Source organism: Pseudoflavonifractor sp. 524-17, from assembly GCF_009935845.1.
GTDB lineage: Bacteria > Bacillota > Clostridia > Oscillospirales > Oscillospiraceae > Pseudoflavonifractor_A.
The window spans coordinates 65,675-84,510 of the sequence record NZ_QWEK01000004.1 but is presented as its reverse complement, the minus strand read 5'-3'; the positions used below and the strand labels follow the sequence as shown (position 1 = coordinate 84,510).

Annotated in this window: 18 protein-coding genes; 13 read left to right on the top strand and 5 right to left on the bottom strand. The window is 60.4% G+C overall.

The genetic code is table 11. The features are described from left to right. The first annotated feature begins 121 nt into the window (after positions 1 to 121). Positions 122 to 811 carry a VanR-ABDEGLN family response regulator transcription factor gene (gene vanR / locus D1159_RS00810; RefSeq protein ID WP_161843800.1) on the top strand — a complete coding sequence of 230 codons (690 nt, stop codon included), beginning with the start codon at positions 122 to 124 and terminating at the stop codon, positions 809 to 811. 51 nt (positions 812 to 862) lie between these two features. On the opposite strand, the gene D1159_RS00805 is transcribed toward vanR, so the two are convergent. Then, positions 863 to 2,254 (bottom strand): sodium-dependent transporter, encoded by a 1,392-nt coding sequence (locus D1159_RS00805; protein WP_161843799.1) that lies wholly within the window; start codon positions 2,252 to 2,254, stop codon positions 863 to 865. Positions 2,255 to 2,474: 220 nt separating this feature from the next. Here D1159_RS00805 and D1159_RS00800 point away from each other — a divergent pair, with 220 nt between their 5' ends. From D1159_RS00800 to D1159_RS00775, 6 genes are all read left to right on the top strand, one after another. Further along, positions 2,475 to 3,059 (top strand): HD domain-containing protein, encoded by a 585-nt coding sequence (locus D1159_RS00800; protein ID WP_161843798.1) that lies wholly within the window; start codon positions 2,475 to 2,477, stop codon positions 3,057 to 3,059. Between the two features lie 33 nt (positions 3,060 to 3,092). Continuing rightward, a complete protein-coding gene (locus D1159_RS00795) occupies positions 3,093 to 4,469 on the top strand; it encodes an MATE family efflux transporter (RefSeq protein WP_161843797.1) in 1,377 nt (458 codons plus the stop codon). A gap of 34 nt (positions 4,470 to 4,503) precedes the next feature. Beyond that, entirely contained in the window at positions 4,504 to 5,055 is a 552-nt protein-coding gene (locus D1159_RS00790; protein ID WP_161843796.1) for a shikimate kinase, read from the top strand. Then, positions 5,045 to 5,788 (top strand): GntR family transcriptional regulator, encoded by a 744-nt coding sequence (locus tag D1159_RS00785; RefSeq protein WP_161843795.1) that lies wholly within the window; start codon positions 5,045 to 5,047, stop codon positions 5,786 to 5,788. The genes D1159_RS00790 and D1159_RS00785 overlap by 11 nt, the downstream gene beginning before the upstream one ends. Positions 5,789 to 5,980: 192 nt before the next feature. After that, the gene (locus tag D1159_RS00780; RefSeq protein WP_161843794.1) at positions 5,981 to 6,946 is read left to right on the top strand and encodes a methenyltetrahydromethanopterin cyclohydrolase; all 966 of its coding nucleotides are present in this window, start codon (positions 5,981 to 5,983) and stop codon (positions 6,944 to 6,946) included. A gap of 28 nt (positions 6,947 to 6,974) precedes the next feature. Further along, complete coding sequence (locus D1159_RS00775; RefSeq protein ID WP_161843793.1) at positions 6,975 to 7,613, top strand: hypothetical protein; 639 nt, start codon at positions 6,975 to 6,977, stop codon at positions 7,611 to 7,613. A gap of 518 nt (positions 7,614 to 8,131) precedes the next feature. Here D1159_RS00775 and D1159_RS00770 read toward each other — a convergent pair. Then, positions 8,132 to 8,644 (bottom strand): hypothetical protein, encoded by a 513-nt coding sequence (locus tag D1159_RS00770; protein ID WP_161843792.1) that lies wholly within the window; start codon positions 8,642 to 8,644, stop codon positions 8,132 to 8,134. Between the two features lie 121 nt (positions 8,645 to 8,765). Continuing rightward, positions 8,766 to 10,088: an MATE family efflux transporter gene (locus D1159_RS00765; protein WP_161843791.1), complete on the bottom strand. Its 1,323-nt coding sequence runs from the start codon at positions 10,086 to 10,088 to the stop codon at positions 8,766 to 8,768. A 441-nt stretch (positions 10,089 to 10,529) separates the two neighbouring features. On the opposite strand from D1159_RS00765, the gene rpsO reads away from it, so the two are divergent. Both rpsO and D1159_RS00755 read left to right on the top strand, forming a co-directional pair. Further along, complete coding sequence (rpsO, locus tag D1159_RS00760) at positions 10,530 to 10,796, top strand: 30S ribosomal protein S15 (protein ID WP_087263108.1); 267 nt, start codon at positions 10,530 to 10,532, stop codon at positions 10,794 to 10,796. Between the two features lie 199 nt (positions 10,797 to 10,995). Next, positions 10,996 to 13,146 (top strand): polyribonucleotide nucleotidyltransferase, encoded by a 2,151-nt coding sequence (locus D1159_RS00755; RefSeq protein WP_161843790.1) that lies wholly within the window; start codon positions 10,996 to 10,998, stop codon positions 13,144 to 13,146. Positions 13,147 to 13,239: 93 nt separating this feature from the next. On the opposite strand, the gene D1159_RS00750 is transcribed toward D1159_RS00755, so the two are convergent. Next, positions 13,240 to 13,893, bottom strand: a complete 654-nt coding sequence (locus D1159_RS00750) for a hypothetical protein (RefSeq protein WP_161843789.1) — start codon at positions 13,891 to 13,893, stop codon at positions 13,240 to 13,242. Positions 13,894 to 14,221: 328 nt separating this feature from the next. Between D1159_RS00750 and D1159_RS00745 the strand changes: the two genes are divergently transcribed. The 3 genes from D1159_RS00745 (at position 14,222) to D1159_RS00735 (ending at position 16,399) form a co-directional block, all read left to right on the top strand. After that, a complete protein-coding gene (locus D1159_RS00745) occupies positions 14,222 to 14,440 on the top strand; it encodes a helix-turn-helix transcriptional regulator (RefSeq protein WP_161843788.1) in 219 nt (72 codons plus the stop codon). 270 nt (positions 14,441 to 14,710) lie between these two features. Further along, on the top strand, positions 14,711 to 15,922 hold the full coding sequence (locus D1159_RS00740; protein WP_161843787.1) for an NADP-dependent isocitrate dehydrogenase: 1,212 nt from the start codon (positions 14,711 to 14,713) through the stop codon (positions 15,920 to 15,922). An 18-nt stretch (positions 15,923 to 15,940) separates the two neighbouring features. Beyond that, on the top strand, positions 15,941 to 16,399 hold the full coding sequence (locus tag D1159_RS00735; protein WP_161843786.1) for a DIP1984 family protein: 459 nt from the start codon (positions 15,941 to 15,943) through the stop codon (positions 16,397 to 16,399). Between the two features lie 325 nt (positions 16,400 to 16,724). Here D1159_RS00735 and D1159_RS00730 read toward each other — a convergent pair whose 3' ends face one another. Further along, positions 16,725 to 17,534 (bottom strand): zinc dependent phospholipase C family protein, encoded by an 810-nt coding sequence (locus D1159_RS00730; protein WP_161843785.1) that lies wholly within the window; start codon positions 17,532 to 17,534, stop codon positions 16,725 to 16,727. 378 nt (positions 17,535 to 17,912) lie between these two features. On the opposite strand from D1159_RS00730, the gene D1159_RS00725 reads away from it, so the two are divergent. Further along, positions 17,913 to 18,674: a peptidoglycan recognition family protein gene (locus tag D1159_RS00725; RefSeq protein WP_243152037.1), complete on the top strand. Its 762-nt coding sequence runs from the start codon at positions 17,913 to 17,915 to the stop codon at positions 18,672 to 18,674. Positions 18,675 to 18,836 lie beyond the last annotated feature (162 nt).

Sequence of the window (18,836 nt, the reverse complement as noted above, 5' to 3'; positions counted from 1 at the left end):
AGAGCGGTGTTGAGGCCTCCGGTCCAGCTTCTGAATATTTTATTACAATTCTCCCCACGGCTTGACTTGCCCCATAACCCATGGCTATAATGGTGGACATCAACGCGGGGGGGAGATTTTTTTGCAGGCAGATATCCTTGTGGTAGACGACGAGCCGGAGATTGCGGACCTGGTGGAGGTCTATTTGCAAAGCGAGGGATTTACGGTCCACAAGTGCGGCACTGGCGCGGCGGCACTGGCCCTCGTGGGGGAGCGGCCCTTGGATCTGGCGATTTTGGACGTGATGCTGCCGGATCTGGACGGACTTACCATCTGCGCGGAGATCCGCAAGGATTACCACTTCCCCATCCTGATGCTCACCGCCAAGGGGGAGGATCTGGACAAGATCACTGGCCTGACCATCGGCGCCGACGACTACCTTACAAAGCCCTTCAATCCGTTGGAGCTGGTGGCCCGGGTGAAGGCCCAGCTGCGGCGGTACACCCGCTATAACGAGAGCGAGCGGGGAGCGGGCGACGTAATTGATTTTAACGGCCTGGTGATCAACCGCTCCAGCCACGAGTGCTGGCTGTATGACAAGCCCCTGGTGCTCACCCCGATTGAGTTTGACATCCTCTGGCTGCTGTGCGAGAACCGGGGGCAGGTCATCTCCGCCGAGCAGCTCTTTGAGACGGTGTGGCGGGAGAAGTATCTGGACCGGAACAACACCGTCATGGTCCACATCCGCCGCCTGCGGGAGAAGATGGGAGAGCCCTCCCGCAATCCCCGCTTCATCAAAACCGTATGGGGCGTGGGCTATAAGATTGATTGAACGCAGGAAATTCCCCGCCCCGGCGTGTGCCGGGCGGGGAATTTTGCGTCCTCAGGGCATAAACTTCTGCAAATAGCCCACCACGAAAATGACTGCCACGATGAGGGGCAGGACGAAGGTAAAATAGAACCGCAGCTTGGCGGGAAACCTCATGCCCTGACCGGCGTCCGCCTCCTGAAGGAAGCGCTCGTACCCCCAGCCCCGGCGGGCGGAGCTGACGCAGAAGAGCAGGTAGATCAGACTGCCCAGGGGGAGGAGGTTATTGCTTACAATAAAGTCCTCCAGGTCCAAAATGTTGCCCACCATAGGGATCTGTACCCCGGACAGCACGTTGAAGCCCAGCAGACAGGGCAGGCTGAGCACAAAGATGAGCACAGTGTTCACCGCCACCGCTTTGGTCCGGCTCACCCCCCACTTGTCCATCCAGCAGGAGAGGATGTTCTCAAACACCGCGATTACCGTGGACAGCGCGGCAAAGGACATGAACAGGAAGAACAGCGCCCCCCACAGCCGGCCGCCGGACATCTCGTTAAAAATATTGGGCAGGGTAATAAAGATCAGATTGGGGCCGGAGTCGGGCTGCACCCCGAAGGCAAAGGCGGCGGGGAAAATGATGAGGCCCGCCATGAAGGCCACGCCGGTGTCCAGCAGGGTGACGTTGATGGCCTCGCTGGTGAGGCGGCGCTCCCGGCCGATGTAGCTGCCAAAGATGGCGATGGCGCCGATGCCCAGGCTGAGGGTGAAAAACGCCTGCCCCATGGCGGCGAAGATGGTCTCGCCCAGGATGAAATTGCCGCCGGCGTCGTGGATCAGGTTGTCAAAGTCCGGCATGAGGTAGAAGCGCAGGCCCGCCGCCGCCCCAGGCAGGGTGACAGACCGGACGGCCAGCACCACCAGCAGGACCAGCAGGCACAGCATCATGATTTTGTTGACCTTCTCCACCCCGTTTTGCAGGCCGCGGACACATACCCCCATGCCGATGGCCACCACCAGGGCCATGAACAGCACCTGCACCCCGGGGGAGAGGGTCATGTCCACAAAGGCCTGGGTGACGCCGGCGGTGTCCAGGCCGTGAAAATCCCCCTTGGCCATTTTGCAGAAATAGAGCAGCAGCCAGCCGGCGATGGTGGTGTAAAACATCATCAGCAGATAGTTCCCCGCCATGCCGAACCAGCCGTACCAGTGCCACTTGCTCCCCTTGGGCTCCAGCGCCTGGAAGGAGCAGATCACGCTCTTCCGGCTGGCCCGGCCCACGGCAAACTCCATCACCATAATGGGCAGGCCCATAATAATCAGGAAAAATAAATACACCAGCACAAAGGCGGCGCCGCCGTACTGACCCACAATATAGGGGAAGCGCCACACGTTGCCAAGGCCGATGGCACAGCCGGCCGAGATGAGCAAAAAGCCCAGCCGGGAGGCAAAGGTCTCTCTCTCCTTCACAAACAAATCCTCCTTGTCTTCTCCGGGCCCGTCTTCAGACAGACTCCAGGTCCCGCTTGCGCAGATGTTGACATTTTAACGGGTTTTGGCCAAACCGTCAAGGCGCTTTCCCCACAAATCCCAGGACTTTTGCAGCAAGCTCTGGTTTTTTGGCCTGCGCTGTGTTAAACTATCATATTGTATCTGTACCCCCTTGGGGGAGCCTGACTGGAGGGATAGAATGAGCGCCCGAGAGGAATTTATGGAGCTGTTTACCACCTACATCACCCGGGAGGGCAGCGGCGCCCTGCTGGACTATCTGCAAAACAAGAGCGATTTCTTTACCTCCCCCGCCTCGGCCAAGTTCCACGGGGCCTATGCCGGCGGCCTGTGCGACCACAGCGTCAATGTGTACCACTGCCTGCGGGAGTACCTGGCGCGGGAGCGGGTGCGGGAGCTGTACGGCCTGGAGTACAGCGAAGAGTCCGTGGCTGTTGCCGCCCTGCTCCACGACGTATGCAAGATTGGCTGCTATCAGGCGGGGACGCGCAACGTAAAGGGCCCCGACGGCAAGTGGCAGGCGGTGCCCACCTTTTACTATGAGGACACGCTCCCCTACGGCCACGGGGAGAAGTCAGTGTACATCCTCAGCGGCTTTATGCGCCTCACCCGGGAGGAGGCCATGGCCATCCGCTGGCATATGGGCTTCTCCGGACAGGAGGACCCCCGGATGGTGGGGCAGGCCCTGGAGCAGTACCCCCTGGCTTTCGCCCTGAGCGTGGCGGACATGGAGGCCACCTATTTCCTGGAGGGCCGGCAGGGCTGAACCGCCGGTACATTGTGTAGTTTGGAGGCCGCCATGGCAAAACGGGAAAATAATTTGGGAAAGGACCCAGTGGGCCGGCTGCTCTTCCGCCTGGCCCTGCCGGCCATTACCGCCCAGCTGGTCAACGCTCTGTACAACATTGTGGACCGGATGTATATCGGCCACATCAAGCCCGGGGGCGATCTGGCGCTCACCGGCCTGGGCATCTGCTTTCCGGTGCTGATGTTCGTGTCCGCCATCGCGGCTCTGGTGTGCATGGGGGGCGGCGCCCGGGCGGTGATCCGCATTGGGGAGGGCCGGCTGGATCTGGCCAACGAGATTATGGGCAGCTGCGCCGCCCTGCTGGTGGCGCTGTCCGCGGCGGTGACGGTGGGGTTCCAGCTCATCAAGGAGCCCATGCTCCTGGCCTTCGGGGCCACGGAGAACACCATCGGCTATGCGGTGGACTATCTGACCATCTACCTGTGGGGCACCCTGTTTGTGGAGACCGCCCTGGGCCTCAACGCCTTTATCACCACCCAGGGCTTTTCCACCGTGTCCATGCTCACTGTGCTCATCGGCGCGGCGGTGAACATTATTCTGGATCCCATTTTCATCTTCGGCCTGAATATGGGGGTGCGGGGCGCCGCCCTGGCCACCATTCTGGCCCAGGGAGTATCCGCGGCGTGGGTAGTGGCCTTCCTGCTGGGGAACAAAACCAGGCTCCGGCTGCAGCGGCGGTATTTTCGTATCAACGGGAGGGTACTGCTGCCGGTGCTGGCCATTGGCGTGTCCCCTTTTATCATGCAGTCCACCGAGAGCCTGGTAAACATCTCTTTCAACACCTCGCTGCGCGCTTTCGGCGGCGACACCGCCGTGGGCGCTATGACCATCGGCAGCAGCGTCATGCAGGTTTTTTCCATGCTGTTCCAGGGGCTGGCCCAGGGCGCTCAGCCCATCATCGGCTTCAACTACGGCGCGGGGAATTTTGAACGGGTGAAAAAAGCGTTCCGGCTGCTGTTCCGGGCCGCGATTGCCGCCAGCTGCCTCACCTGGGCGCTGGTACAGCTCTTTCCCGGCTTCTTTGTGGGCCTGTTCAATGACAAACCCGCCCTGGTGGACACCGCGGTGTGGGCCCTGCGCATCTATCTGGGCTGCCTGTTTATGCTGGGCGTTCAATTTGCCTGCCAGCAGACCTTTGTGGCCCTGGGGCAGGCCAGGGTTTCCTTGTTCCTGGCCCTGCTGCGCAAAATCATTTTGCTGATTCCCCTCATCTTTATCCTGCCCCATTTCTTTGACGACAAAGTGTTTGCCGTCTTCCTGGCGGAGCCGGCGGCGGATTTTCTGGCCGCCAGCGCCACCGGGCTGATGTTCCTGAACCGGTTCCCCAAAATTCTGGACCGGCGCCGGCGGGAGCTGGAGGGGGCCTGACAACAGACGCGAACCCTGTATAGGAGGTTTTTCTATGGATACGATTACGCTGATCGGTATGCCCGGCTCAGGCAAGAGCACGGTGGGTATGCTGCTGGCCAAGACCCTGGGCTTTGACTTTGTAGACGTCGATCTGCTCATTGAGCGGCGGGAGGGCGCGCCGCTTCAGCAGGTGCTGGACGCCCACGGCACCGACCGCTTCCTGGACCTGGAGGCGGAGGCCATCTGCTCCGTCCCCGGGGGGCGGAAGGTCATCGCCCCGGGGGGCAGCGTGATCTGCCGCGCCAAGGGTATTGAGCATTTGAAACAGCTGGGGCCGGTGGTCTATCTCCGCCTGCCCTGCCCGGTACTGGAGCAGCGCATTCAGAATATGGACTCCCGGGGCATCGCCTTCCAGCCCGGGGAGACTTTGAAGGATATTTACGAATACCGCACGCCCCTCTATGAAAAGTACGCGGACATCATTGTGGATGGAGACTGCCCCAGCCTGGAGGACAGTCTGGCCGCCGTGGTGCAGGCGCTCGCCGGCTGCGGCGGATCCCAGGCCGCCGGCCTGCAAGGTAAAGAAGGTCATCATGGCAAATAACTTTCGAATTACCCCCGTTGACAGCGCGGAGCTGTCCTACAAAACAAAGCTGGCCCTGATTGAGCTGATCCGGGGCAGCCAGGGAGACGCCCCCTTCAAGCTGCCCAACGAGGACCTGCTGGCCCAGAAGATCGGGGTCAGCCGCAACGCCCTGCGGGACGCCTTGGCCTCGCTGGAGGAGATGGGCTTCGTCACCCGGCAGCGCAGCAAGGGCACCCTGGCCAACCCCAAGGTGGCCCGGGAGACCTGCCGCCTGGACACCGACCCCGGCCTGTTCCGCATGATCCAGGGTCTGGGGCATACCCCCCGCTATGAGGTCAAGCGCCTGGAGCTGGTAGAGGAGCGCGACCCGGTATTGGGACCCAAGTCGGTCTCCTATCTGGCGGTAGAAAAGCTCTTCTACGCCGACGACACCCCGGTGGCCTTCTGTGTGGACCACATTTTGGGCGAGCTGGTCAAGCCCGTGGAGGACACCATCTGGCGCATGCGGGAGCAGAGCTGCTTCTCCTACCTGAAGGAATACTGCGGCCACCCTGTGGCCTACAGCCTGGCCTCCTTTGACGTCAACCACGCCGGCCCCCGGCTGCAGTCCCTTTTCCATGTGGACAGCGGGGAGCTCTTTGTCCAGATGGACGACGAGGTCTACTCCAAGGACCTCCAGATCATCTGTCACGCCACCTCCTACTACCGGAAGGGCTATCTCCCCATTAAGGTGCTCCGTAAGGGCTGGTAGCCCCAGCGCCGGCTGGATGCGGCTTTCCCGCTGAACCAAGTGGTTCAGCGGGAAAGCCGTATTTTTTCTGCTGTTTTGCACAAGGCATTTCTCTGAAAAAGCAGAATTGTGTTGAAAGTAACCGTTCCATGTGATATAGTGGCTTGGCAGGATTGTACTACTAAAGAAATCAGGCGCAAAGGAGGCTTATCGTTGGAATTTTCTCTCAACCAGAGGGCGGCGGAGCTGATCCGGCGGGAGATTCTGCCCCACCAGGAGCAGCTTCAAGTCAAGGCCCATCATCTGAGCAACGGCGCCACGGTGATTGACATGGGCGTACATGAGAAAGCGGGGTGGCGGGCCGGACAGCTCTTTACCCACACCTGTCTGGGGGGCCTGGGCCGGCTGGATTTTACCACCATGTGGATCGGGCCCCATCTCGTCCCAGCCGCCACGGTCACGGTGGACCGGCCTGCCGTGGCGGAGCTGTCCTCCCACGACGCGATTTTCGTGCTGGACTACCGTGGGGCGCGCATCACCTTCTCCGGCCCCTTCCGCGCCCTGGGCCCCTTTGACGACTACGCCGCCAAGGTCCCCTACCGGGACGAATGGCGGGAGCTGGCGGTGGCCCACCTCCAGACCGATGAACTGCCGGACGAGGCGCTCACCGGCCTGCTGGCCGATGCCATCGGCATCTCCCCCCAAAACCTCTGCCTGCTGGCGGCGCGCACCGGCACCCTGTCCGGCGCGGTGCAGGTGACCGCCCGCAACGTGGAGCAGACCTTCCCCACTTTGGTGGACCGGGGCTTTGACGTAAACTGCGTGGTTCAGGCCGCCGCCAGCTCCCCCATCATCCACGGCGGGGACGACGAAAACATGGCCTATGGCCGGGTGAACGACTGCCTCATCTACGGCCAGGAGACCAACCTGTGGGTGGACTGCCCTGACGGAGACATCCAGCGCATCCTCCCCGATCTGACCTTTGACAAGAACACCGATATTTACGGCACTCCCTTTGAGGAGCTCTTCGCCCGCAGCGGCCGCAGCTGGGCCAACGTGCCCCGGGATTGGGACGCCCCCTGCAAGGTCAACTTCCACAACCTGCGCACCGGCCGCACATTCTCCTCCGGCCGCCTGGGGTACGAGGTGCTGGAGAAGAGCTTTTTGGGCAGCTATTGAAAAAATAAATCTTTGAGAGGTGAATTTTGTGAATCCATTGGAATACAGCCGTCAGGCTTTTCAGGATATCTGGGAGGACTGCCCCGCCAACCACTGCCAGGCCCTCTCCCCCGGCCGGGTCCACGCCAGCCCCGGCGGGTGGAGCAGCGCCCGCCGTCTGATTGAGGGGTTATACGGCGGGAAGGCCATTGTCAACCTGTCCCAGCAGCTGCTGGGGAACAGCCAGCTGCCCACGGTGGAAATTCTGTGCGACGACCCTCTGCTGGCCGCGGGAGCCTTTCCCGCCGGCGCTTGTGTTCTGGGGCAGAAGGACGGGGACGGGGCCTATGCCATCGCCTTCTGTGAGGGCGAGGCAGAGACGGAGGGAAATCTGGTCACTGCCGGGCCGGAGAGCCTGTGCGCCGCAGCGGTCCGGGCGGCGGGCCTCATCCCCGCCGCCGTCCGCTTCCTGCTGGACAGCGGCGTAGCCCCGGAGGAGATCCAGTGGGGCTGGTCCTGCTGCCCGGTGAATCTGCTGTCCCCGGACACCGCCGCCGCTTACGGCGTGTGCGACCTGTGGGTGCGGGGAGACTCCCCCCTGCTGGAGCGGCTGGCCGGGGCCTTCCCCCCCTTCCTCCTGCGCCTGCACGACCTCACCGCCGCCAAGACCTATCTGAGCAGAGAATAACAAAACCCCGGAGCGCCTCACAATGCGAGGCGCTCCGGGGTTTTAAGTAGGACAAAAATGCCCTGGCTTATTAGTCGTTTGTTGCTGATTATCTCCAGAATGACATCACTCCAGAGTATGGACAGTCCAATATGTGATACTGATAAAGAAAAAGGGCTCCCCATTTGGATTTTACCTGAACCGGATCTACTGTACCACCGCCTACCGACGCTACAACGCCAGAGTGCGAACCACCGTTCCAATAAGCAATATCGCCATTTTAGGACTTGCATATTTTGAGTAACTGCCATCGTTCATATAAGGTTTTGGGTCATTGATCCAGTAGTTATTACTTATTGACTGGCTGTACCATGCGTAAGAATGACAGTTATACGAGGGGGTTGCTCTGGAAAGACGCACTGCATTGGGGTATGCTGCTTCATAATACTCCTGCGCATTTACCACCTCCGAGATTGAGAAACCTACGTCATCCCAGGTTTGGTTTGTTGCTGCCTTCACAGCAGAGCCATTTGGTGTTTTTAGATATAATAGGGTTGAACTGCCTCTGTATCTTCCTGAAGCTCATCTTCAAGATAAATCTGTACATACTTGGCGTTCATGGAATAGATTCCGCCGCTTCTGCCTTGTGCCGCGGCATAAGCCTCTAAACACTCAATGGCATCAGGACGTGCGGCCAATTCATCAATTCCGGAAAAATACGTCGAAACTGACCGCATACCGGCCTCAAGGGTATCGTAGGCATAACAATCCGGCAGCATGGGGTAGGTCAGAACTGTCTCTACCAGGGCTGGGGTTGTCATCTTCTGAAGGAGCGCGTCATCGACATGACAGGCGGCAAGCCGTTCCGCCCTAGATTGATATGTCTTCCACTCTGGAGAAGCAGGTGTAATTGGGTACTCATAGGGTGTATCGATCTCATAGAGCTGTTCCTGGACAGTTTCTGCCTCTGCCTGCTCAGCTGCCCAAACCGTTGCTGACACACAAGACAACATTACTGCAGCCGCGAGACATAAGGACCAAAGTTGTTTCATTTTGTACTCCTTTCTTCGTGTGAACTTCTAACTGTTCCTCAAGAAACAAGCCTGTTTTTTATTATCATTATACTATAAAAGTATTTGGTTGTCAACCGATTATAGCCAATTATTCTTAGATTCAGACCAGCGGCCGGCGGGCGCGCAGGAAGACCAGAGAGAAGAGGAGGGCCTTGCACACATTGTCGGCGATCATGCACAGCCACACCGCCCGCAGGTCCAGCCGCCATACAGACACACACAGGAAGGTAAACAGGATCCGTACCCCCCACATGCTGAACGTCTCGATGACAAAGGCGCTGCGGGTGCGGCCCAGGCCGTAAAAAATGCCCTCCAGCACCACCATCAGGCCGAAAAAGGGCTCGGAGAAGGCCACCAGCCGGAGCATCTCCGCCCCCAGGGAGACCACAGCGTCCACCGGGGAGAACAGGGCCATCAGGGGCCGGGCGGTGCAGTAGAGGGCCAGACCGCTCAGGCACATCATCCCCACCGTCAGGGCGATGCTCAAACGGCTCACCGCAGCCAGCTTTTTCCTGTCCCCCTCCCCCAGGGCGGCCCCCACCAGGGCGGAGGTGGCGGTGCGCAGGCCGTACCCCGGAACATAGAAGATGGTCTCCGCGGTCACGGCGATGGAGTGGGCGGCAAAGACGGTGGTCCCCATGCCGCCGGATACCATCCCCGCGAAGACCACATAGCCCAGGCAGGAGGTCACGCTGGTGCCCAGCACCGGCAGGCCCACCCGGGCGCACTGGCGCAGCAGGGGGCGGTCAATGGAAAAGTCCCGCCACGCCCAGCTCAGGGCGGCTTTCTTCCGGTAGGCCAGGAACATCAGCATGCCGGAGAGGGTGTAGGACGCCGCCGACGCCAGCGCCGCCCCGGTGACCCCCAGCTCGCAGCCGTAGATCAGCACGTAATTCAGCCCGGCGTTGAGGCAGTTGGCCCCCATACTGATGAGCATGGGGGTGCGGGTGTCCTGGGTGGCCCGGATGGCGGCCCCCAAAATGGTGTTGGCGGAGCGGAAGACCATGGGCAGGCTGACGATAAAAAAGTACAGGGACGCCTGCCCCCGGACGGCCTCCTCCGCCCCCATCCAGCCGGGGATGAAGGGGCTCAGGGCCATGGACGCCCCGCCGCAGATCAGCCCGCAGGCCGCCGCCAGAAAGAGGGCCTGCTGGGACAGCCTGGCCACCCGGTCTCTCTCCCCCGCCCCCACGGACCGGGCGATGAGGGCCAGCACCGCCATTCCCACCGCCCCGGAAATACTGTTCACCAGCCAAGTGACGGTGGTGGTAACGCTCACCGCCGCCGTGGCCTGCTCCCCCAGCTGGCCCACCATGGCGGTGTCCACATATTGCAGCAGCGTGGCCAGAATCTCCTCCAGCATGGTGGGAAGAGATAAAAATACCAGTGTCTTCAGCAGAGAAGTATGTGTACGGCTCATCATCTACCCCGGCTCCCCCTGAGGGCGCGGGGGAACGTGTTCCTTTGCATACCGCTGTCCTCCTAATTTGTATTTATGATAGGATATAAAACGGGCTTTTTGTCTTGCGGGACAGCAGCATCCCACGGGAATCCAGCATTCCCCGGTTATGAATGCAGGTGCTGGAATTCTATTTTACCGTATCCCACGGGCTGTGTAAAATACTTTGTTCCCGCGCATGGGGCAAAACGTTATTTTTCGAATATTTCGACCGCGGAATTATGCCGTCAAAGCACAAAATCCTGATTTTTTTCTTTACAGACAGGGTAAACTGTGGTATAGTGTACCAGCACGTCAAGTGTACTGGCCCGCGGCTTGGTCCAGGGGGTTTTGCCGCTCTACGCGGGGGTTCACCCGCCCTCCACTCAGCCGCCGGGCAGATGATTCAGAAAGGTGGAATTTCCCATGATCCGCAAGGACGAAAAGACGGCCGTAATCGAGGCCAACCGCACCCATGAGACCGATACCGGCTCCCCTGAGGTGCAGATCGCCATTCTCACCGCCCGCATTCAGGAGCTGACCGAGCATCTGAAGGTTCACATCCACGACAACCACAGCCGCCGGGGCCTGCTGAAGATGGTCGGCAAGCGCCGCAAGATGCTGGACTATCTGGCCGCCAAAGATATTGAGCGTTACCGCGCCATTATCGCCAAGCTGGGCATTCGTAAGTAAGCCAACCAATCAAAGGTGGCGTGGTTTTCCGCGCCACCTTTGTTCCCGTCCAGAAAAAATTCTACAAACCAGACGCAGGCGCCCAAACGCTTTTTTAGCAGTTGAATAGGGGACGGACTCCGGCCGGCGCGGCCCCGTCCTCCATTCAAGTGCTAAAAGGCCGCCGGGCGCTGTGCGCGGAGAAAAGGGAGGACAACTTATGTCAACTATCATCAAGCACAGACAGTTCCCCAACTACAAGACCTACTCCATGGATCTGGCCGGCCGGCCGTTGGTGCTGGAGATTGGCAAGGTGGCCGAGCTGGCCAACGCCGCATGCATGGTCAAGTACGGTGAGACCACGGTCATGGTGGCGGTCACCGCCTCCGCCCGGCCCCGGGACGGGGTGGACTTCTTCCCCCTGAGCGTGGACTTTGAGGAGAAGCTGTACGCCGTGGGCCGCATCCCCGGCTCCTTCATGCGCCGGGAGGGCCGGCCTTCCCTCCCCGCCGTGCTGGCCAGCCGGCTCATCGATCGGCCCATCCGGCCCCTGTTCCCCTCCGGCTTCCGCAACGACGTGTGCGTCACCTGCACCGTGATGAGCGTGGACGCTGACTGCTCCCCCGAGGTGGCCGCCATGATCGGCGTGTCCGCCTGCCTGAGTTTCTCCGACATCCCCTGGGCCGGCCCCATCGGCTGTCTGGAGGTGGGCTACTGCGACGGGGCGATCGTCTTCAACCCCAACGCCGCCCAGCGGGAGACCTCTCAGATGGATGTGACCGTGGCCGCTACCGAGGGCAAGGTGGTGATGATCGAGGCCGGCGCCAAGGAGATCCCCGACGAGATCATGTACGAGGGCATTGTGAAGGCCCACGAGGAGATCCGCAAGCAGGTTGCCCTTATCAACCAGATCACCGCAGAGATCGGCAAGCCCAAGATGGAGTACGACCACGCCGACTTCGACCAGGATCTCTTTGACAAAATCGTCGCCGCCACCATGGACGAGGCCAAGGCCGCCATGGACACGGACGACAAGAACGTCCGGGAGGAGCGGTGGAACAAGCTGGTGGACCACTGGCACGAGCTCTTCCTGGAGGAGTTCCCCGAGATGGACAAGTATCTGGACGAGATCACCTACAAGTTCCAGAAAAAGATCGTCAAGGCCTGGCTGCTGGAGGGCCACCGGGTGGACGGACGGGCCAAAAACGAGATCCGGCCCCTGGCCGCCGAGGTTGGGGTGCTGCCCCGGGTCCACGGCTCCGGCCTGTTCACCCGGGGGCAGACCCAGGTGCTGTCCGTGGCCACGCTGAACACCCTCTCCGCCGCCCAGAAGCTGGACACCATCTGGCCGGAGACGGAGAAGCGGTATATGCACCACTACAACTTCCCCTCCTACTCCGTGGGCGAGGCCCGGGGCGCCCGGTCCACCAACCGCCGGGAGTACGGCCACGGCGCCCTGGCGGAGCGGGCTTTGGAACCCGTCATCCCCAGCGTGGAGGAGTTCCCCTATGCCATCCGGGTGGTGTCCGAGGTGCTGAGCTCCAACGGCTCCACCTCCCAGGGCTCCATCTGCGGGTCTACGCTGGCCCTCATGGACGCCGGCGTGCCCATCAAGGCCCCGGTGGCGGGCATTTCCTCCGGCCTGATCCAGGACGACGACGGATCCTTCACCACCTTTATTGACATCCAGGGCGTGGAGGACTTCCACGGCGAGATGGACTTCAAGGTGGCGGGCACCAAGAAGGGCATCACCGCCATTCAGATGGACCTGAAGAACGACGGCCTGAGCCACGCCATCATCAAAGAGGCCCTGGAGATCACCCGGGACGCCCGGTTTGCCATTCTGGACGAGATTATGCTCCCCTGCATCGCCGCCCCCCGTCCGGAGGTGGCCCCCACCGCCCCCAAAATGGTGAAGATGAAGATCGACGTGGATAAGATCCGGGAGGTCATCGGCTCTGGCGGCAAGGTGATCCAGAAGATCTGCGCCGACACCGGCGCCAAGATCGACATCGAGGACGACGGCACCATCTATATTGCCGGCGAGAATGCGGAGAGCTGCGATGCCGCCAAGAAGATCATTGAGACCATCGTCTTCGTCCCCGAGGTGGGACAGCTGTACTATGGCAAGGTGGTGCGTATCCTCCAGTTCGGCGCTTTCGTGGAGCTGGCCCCCGGCAAGGACGGCATGGTCCACATCTCCAAGCTGGCGGAACGCCGGGTGGAAAAGGTGGAGGACGTGGTGAACATCGGCGATATGATCTGGGTCAAGGTTACTGAGATCGACGAAAAGGGCCGGGTGAACCTGTCCTATAAGGACGCCCTCAAGGAGATCAAGGCCAAGCAGGCCGCCGGCGAGAGCGTGAAATAAGCGAATTTTAAGCATAAACCAGGGGGCACACGGAACTTCCGTGTGCCCCCTGACTGTTTTAGAGCCTATTGGAACGAAGAGTCAAGAAAGAGATCAGCTTTGAAAAGACAGCCACTCGCGCTCATAAAAATAGGAGTAGTGGTTAGAGCTGCTCCCATCTCCGCCGTTTAGGGTAAAGTTAATGGAAAAGCCACCGCTAACGCCAATATTGAGGCCTGTATTTTTGCTATTGCTGGTTGTTCCGTTATTGAAGAAGTCACCATTGATAATGTACTCAATTTCATATGGACTGCGAAGCCAGAAATCGACCGTACCGTTGAATTGCTTTGTTATGACCCAAGACAAAATCCCGGTATCATAGCTACGACTGAGCTGGACGGAATAGACGGACAGAATGCCCCAATAGTTCCCGGATTCAGAGGTCTGACAATAGAAATCCAATGTAGGTTTGTAAGAATCCGTGACATCCAATGTTGCCTTTAAAGTGCGATAAGTGACCGGCGCCCGGGTTTCAATCGGAGCAGGAAGCAGTTCAAGCGCTTCCTCATAGGTCAGGCCAGAACTCTTGGCATATTCAGCAACCATTTCCTCAAAAGTCATAGGATTGCTGACCGACACTTTTTCGGAGCCAGCAGATAGGGGTTGCAGCTTTTCCGTGGAAACGTGAACCGTGTCCGCATGAGTCGGCGCCGCAAAGGGGGAGACACAAAGACAAAGCGTCAAAAGAAATTCTACTAACCTTTTCATATTGTCCTCCTTTAACTATTAACTATGATACACACTCTCTTACTCTATCACAGCGTCCTGTACTCTTTCACCGCCTTTCGTGGAAAATTAAACTAATCAGTTTCTCTAATTATACCATGTATTTTCTAATTGTCAATCTGTATTTAAAAGCAAGATATATAGCAGTCTATTATTGACTATATTCTATAATATCAGTTTTCGTTATCCACGCGGAAAGGGCCGCCCGGATCTACAGCCCCTACAAGGGGTCTGCTAAACTTTGTAGGGGCACACACTGACCGGCCCTGGAACCCGCCCCTACGGATGTTCTGGAAAGCGGTGAGATGACTTGATCTACGAGCGAATTCGAGGGTTGCGGGAGGATCGGGATCTGACCCAGCGGGAGCTGGGGGCCGTCCTCCGGGTGGGCCAGCGGACCTATTCCTACTACGAGAGCGGACAGCGCACGCTGCCGCCGGAGGTGCTGTGCGCCCTGGCGGACTTCTACGGGGTAAGCGTGGACTACCTGCTGGGGCGGACCCGCCAAAAGGAGCCCTATCCAAACTGACCGGCCTGCACATTGGTGCAGGCCGGTTTTGTCCGTTCCCCGCCGGGGATCGGGGGAGCGGCGGGCCGAGTCGTCCCGCCCTACACACGTATTACGAGGCGTGTGCGCAATCGCGGGCCGCAGGCGGGTTTAGAACCCGCCCAGACCTTGGAGGGAACGCCGTCTGTTTCACCACCCGGCGGTGACGCCTTGCAAAACGGGCCGGGCTCCGGTATAATAGTCCAGACAAATCAATCAGCCGGTGGATTCCGGCGGCGGAGGTGCTTTCCCATGGCAAAAATTCAGATGAAGACCCCCCTGGTGGAGATGGACGGGGACGAGATGACCCGCATTCTGTGGCAGGACATCAAGGACATTCTCCTCACCCCCTATGTGGACTTAAAGACGGAGTACTACGACCTGGGCCTGCCGGAGCGGGACCGCACCGGAGACCAGGTGACGGTGGACGCGGCGGAGGCCACAAAGAAATACGGCGTGGCGGTAAAGTGCGCCACCATCACCCCCAACGGCCAGCGGATGGAGGAGTACAAGCTCCACGAGATGTGGAAATCCCCCAACGGCACCATCCGGGCCATTCTGGACGGCACCGTCTTCCGGGCCCCCGTTATGGTCAAGGGGATCTCTCCGGTGGTGAAGAACTGGAAAAAGCCCATTACCATCGCCCGCCACGCCTACGGCGACGTGTACAAGGCCACGGAGTTCCGCGTCCCCGGTCCCGGCCGGGCGGAGCTGGTCTATCACGGGGAGGACGGCGCCCAGATGTGCCAGACCATCTACGACTTTGAGTGCGCCGGGGTGCTCCAGGGGCAGTACAACAAGGACAGCTCCATCCGCTCCTTCGCCCGCTCCTGCTTCCAGTACGCGGTGGACACCAGACAGGATTTGTGGTTTTCTACCAAAGACACCATCTCCAAAAAGTACGACCACACCTTCAAGGACATTTTTCAGGAGATCTACGACGGGGAATACCGCGCCCGGTTTGAGGAACTGGGCCTGACCTATTTCTATACGCTCATTGACGATGCGGTGGCCCGGGTCATCCGCTCCCAGGGGGGGTACATCTGGGCCTGCAAGAACTATGACGGGGACGTGATGAGCGACATGGTGTCCACCGCCTTCGGCAGTCTGGCCATGATGACCTCCGTGCTGGTCTCCCCCGACGGGAAGTACGAGTACGAGGCCGCCCACGGCACCGTCACCCGGCACTATTACCGCCACCGGAAGGGAGAGAAGACCTCCACCAACCCGGTGGCCACCATCTTCGCCTGGACCGGCGCGCTGAACAAGCGGGGGGAGCTGGACGGCCTGGAGGATTTGCAGTCCTTCGCCCAGGCGCTGGAGCGGGCCACCATCGCCGTCATCGAGGGGGGCACCATGACCCAGGACCTGGCCGGCCTGTGGGAGGGGGAGGTCCCCGCCAAAACCGTGGACAGCCGGGCCTTTTTGCAGGCCATCGCCGCCGAGCTGGACAAGCGCCTGTAACCGAAAGGGGAGGTATCTATGAAATTGGCCCAGGCGCTGCTGGAGCGTGCCGAGTGCCAGCAGAAGCTGGACGCCCTGGAGCGCCGCATCCAGGCGAATCTGAAAGTCCAGGAGGGGGACGCCCCCCACGAAGACCCCGCCGCCCTCCTCCGGGAGGCCATGGAGGTCAACGAGACCCTATGTCTTCTGGTGCAACGGATCAACCGCACCAATCAGGCGCTCCGGCTGGAGGGCGGGGAGACTTTGGCCGATGCCCTGGCCCGGCGGGATATGCTGCGCAAAAAGCGCCTGCTCCTCACCCGGCTGACGGAGTCCGCCCAGAGCCGGGACTACCGCCTCACCCACAGCGAGGTCAAAATGCAGGTGACCTTGGACCTGGGCGGCCTGCAGCGGGAGATCGACGCCCTGTCCAAGCAGTTCCGGGAGCTGGACACCGCCATCCAAGGGGTGAACTGGACCCAGGATCTGGTGGAATAACCAATGTCATTTGCTGTTTGACGGTAGCCCCGGGGCGCGGGAGCGGGCGTGAACGGGCGTCCTTGGACGCCGCTTTTGTATGGTGGGCGGAGGGCAGTCCGGCGGTTCGACTCCGCAGATAACATAGCAGGCCCGAGACGTTCACATGTGACACCTTCGTTCTTCGAGAACACTTACCTCTTACAACCACACGCCGGCCCAATCCCGGGATGAGGGCGGGGACGGGGTTTTGACAGCAAAAATAGGGCCCGGCGCGGACGATTTCAAATCCGCGCTGGGCCTTTTGCCAGCGGTGAAACAAGGAAAGGGGAAGGGCGCGGCGGGTTCAGGCCGGGTCCAGGGTGAGCCTGCCGCTGAAGTCACGCTGGAACCAGGTGGCGAACTGGCCATGGGCCACGCCGGCGGTGAAGAAGTCCTGGATATGGCCGGCGGCGCCCTCCACCTCCGTCTCCAGCAGCTTGAGGATATGGCGGCTGTGGGCCTCGCTCCCCGGAGCGGGGGCGGGGCCCAGAATAACGCCTGCCAGCTCCCGGCAGGCGGGGATGGCCCCCATGACCTTGTCCGCCAGCCAGCCCCCCCGGGTGCCGTAGCACTTGGCGAAGACCAGGCTGTCCCGCCGCATGGCGGCGTAGCCTTTGCGGATCTCCCGGGGGCCGGCGCACAGATAGGCCGAAGAGGCCGCCAGGTACACCGCCTCCTCAGTGATGGGCGGCATGTAGATCTGCCCTGCGGAGAGCAGGCCCCGCCGTTCGATGAGGCGGCGGTCCAGCTCCGCCTCCAGCGCCAGATGGGCCACCTTCCCCGCGTTGACCAGCTTGTCAATGAAGGTATGGCAGGCGGCGTCCAAGGCGAAGTGGCAGATAAAACCGGCGGCGTAGCTGTCCGCCTGGGGGACGCCCTCCCCCACCGCATGGGCCAGCCGGCGGAACACCGGCAGGGCGCTGCGCTTGTGCATCCTCATTCCCTCCCGGCGGCACTGGTTGGGCAGGGCTGGGTGGTAGAAAAACAGAGGGTCCGGCCCCAGACAGCCCAGATTAAAGGCCGCCCGGTCCCGCCGGAAGGAGCCAGCCATCTCCTCCGGCAGCTCCTTGAGCACCTTGGCGCCGAAGACAAGATGGGCGAAATAGTTTGGCATTTGTCTCACATTCCTTTGCCGGCTCTTTTTCTTGGAGGGAAAAGGGCCGCCGAGTATCAAAAAACGGGAGATCCGAAGAGAAGGGCATGGAAAAAGTACAGCTTGCACGTTTCGGCTTCGTTTCCTACATCATATCACGTTTCTCGGGAGGTGAAAAGTGCAAAAGGATGGAAGGGGACCCAGACGGGCACAAATTCAAAAAATTTTAAGGATCCCTGTCGAAAAAACTGGTATACTGATATAATAGAAAATATCCGGCAGGGGCCGGGGCAAGACGATAGAGAATCTGTATTCACACGCGGGGCGGCAAAGGGTCCGGCTGGACAGTGTTCTGCGGCTGTGAATGCAGGCTCTAAGATTATGGAGGAGTGGATGGATATGGAACAGCGGCAGGAGACCCAAGAGACCCTGGGACAGCAGGCGTCCCAGGAACTCCAGCAGGACCAGAGGCCCCAGGGCGGAAAGCGGCTGTCCTCAAACAGCCAGCGGCGGCGCGAAAGGCGGAATTCCTTCTTTGTTCCCATTGTGCTGGCCGTGATTGTGCTCATCCTGCTGGTAATGCTCTTTCTGCTCCGCCGGGAGGAAGGGCCCCAGGAGCCGGAGCCATCTGACAGCAGCATCGCCGTGCCGGAGTGGGTGACCCGGCAGTACCTCCCTGAAAATCCCTTCTCCCGGCCGGGGACGGCCCTGGAGGAGGTCAACGGCGTGGCGATCCACTATGTGGGGAATCCCAACACCTCCGCCAAGCAGAACCGGGACTTCTTCGCCAGCCTTGCGGACCAGACCCCGGCGGAGGAGGGGGAGCCCGACCCCAATACATATGCCAGCAGCCACTTTGTCATCGGCATGGACGGGGAGATCATCCAGTGCATCCCCCTGGACGAGTGGTCCTACTGCACCAGCGCCCGGAACAAGGACACCATCTCCATTGAGTGCTGCCACCCGGACGAAACCGGGGAATTTACCCCCGCCACCTATGAGTCCCTCCTCCGGCTGGTGCGCTGGCTCCAGGAGGAGTTCGACCTGGACGGCGGCCAGATCCTCCGCCACTACGATGTCACCGGCAAGGAGTGCCCCCGGTATTATGTACAAAACCCAGAGGCCTGGGAGCAGTTCCTGGCCGACCTGGCGGGAGGCTGACCGGCGGAAAAAGACGCGGCAAAAAGCCCCATCCGAAAGGATGGGGCTTTTTGCTTTGAAAAGAGAGAGGAGGTAAAATGAAAAACACGTATCTATATGCAATCACAGAACAATCTGTGTTGTTGTTTGTCTGCCCCCGCAGCCTGGGGCAGCGGTATTTGG

Bases quoted from the DNA above. Each gene is read 5' to 3' on its own strand.
- D1159_RS00800 (WP_161843798.1), top strand. From the start codon at position 2,475: ATGAGCGCCCGAGAGGAATTTATGGAGCTGTTTACCACCTACATCACC.
- D1159_RS00795 (WP_161843797.1), top strand. From the start codon at position 3,093: ATGGCAAAACGGGAAAATAATTTGGGAAAGGACCCAGTGGGCCGGCTG.
- D1159_RS00790 (WP_161843796.1), top strand. From the start codon at position 4,504: ATGGATACGATTACGCTGATCGGTATGCCCGGCTCAGGCAAGAGCACG.
- D1159_RS00785 (WP_161843795.1), top strand. From the start codon at position 5,045: ATGGCAAATAACTTTCGAATTACCCCCGTTGACAGCGCGGAGCTGTCC.
- D1159_RS00770 (WP_161843792.1), bottom strand. From the start codon at position 8,644: ATGAAACAACTTTGGTCCTTATGTCTCGCGGCTGCAGTAATGTTGTCT.
- D1159_RS00765 (WP_161843791.1), bottom strand. From the start codon at position 10,088: ATGATGAGCCGTACACATACTTCTCTGCTGAAGACACTGGTATTTTTA.
- rpsO (WP_087263108.1), top strand. From the start codon at position 10,530: ATGATCCGCAAGGACGAAAAGACGGCCGTAATCGAGGCCAACCGCACC.
- D1159_RS00755 (WP_161843790.1), top strand. From the start codon at position 10,996: ATGTCAACTATCATCAAGCACAGACAGTTCCCCAACTACAAGACCTAC.
- D1159_RS00750 (WP_161843789.1), bottom strand. From the start codon at position 13,893: ATGAAAAGGTTAGTAGAATTTCTTTTGACGCTTTGTCTTTGTGTCTCC.
- D1159_RS00740 (WP_161843787.1), top strand. From the start codon at position 14,711: ATGGCAAAAATTCAGATGAAGACCCCCCTGGTGGAGATGGACGGGGAC.
- D1159_RS00735 (WP_161843786.1), top strand. From the start codon at position 15,941: ATGAAATTGGCCCAGGCGCTGCTGGAGCGTGCCGAGTGCCAGCAGAAG.
- D1159_RS00730 (WP_161843785.1), bottom strand. From the start codon at position 17,534: ATGCCAAACTATTTCGCCCATCTTGTCTTCGGCGCCAAGGTGCTCAAG.
- D1159_RS00725 (WP_243152037.1), top strand. From the start codon at position 17,913: ATGGAACAGCGGCAGGAGACCCAAGAGACCCTGGGACAGCAGGCGTCC.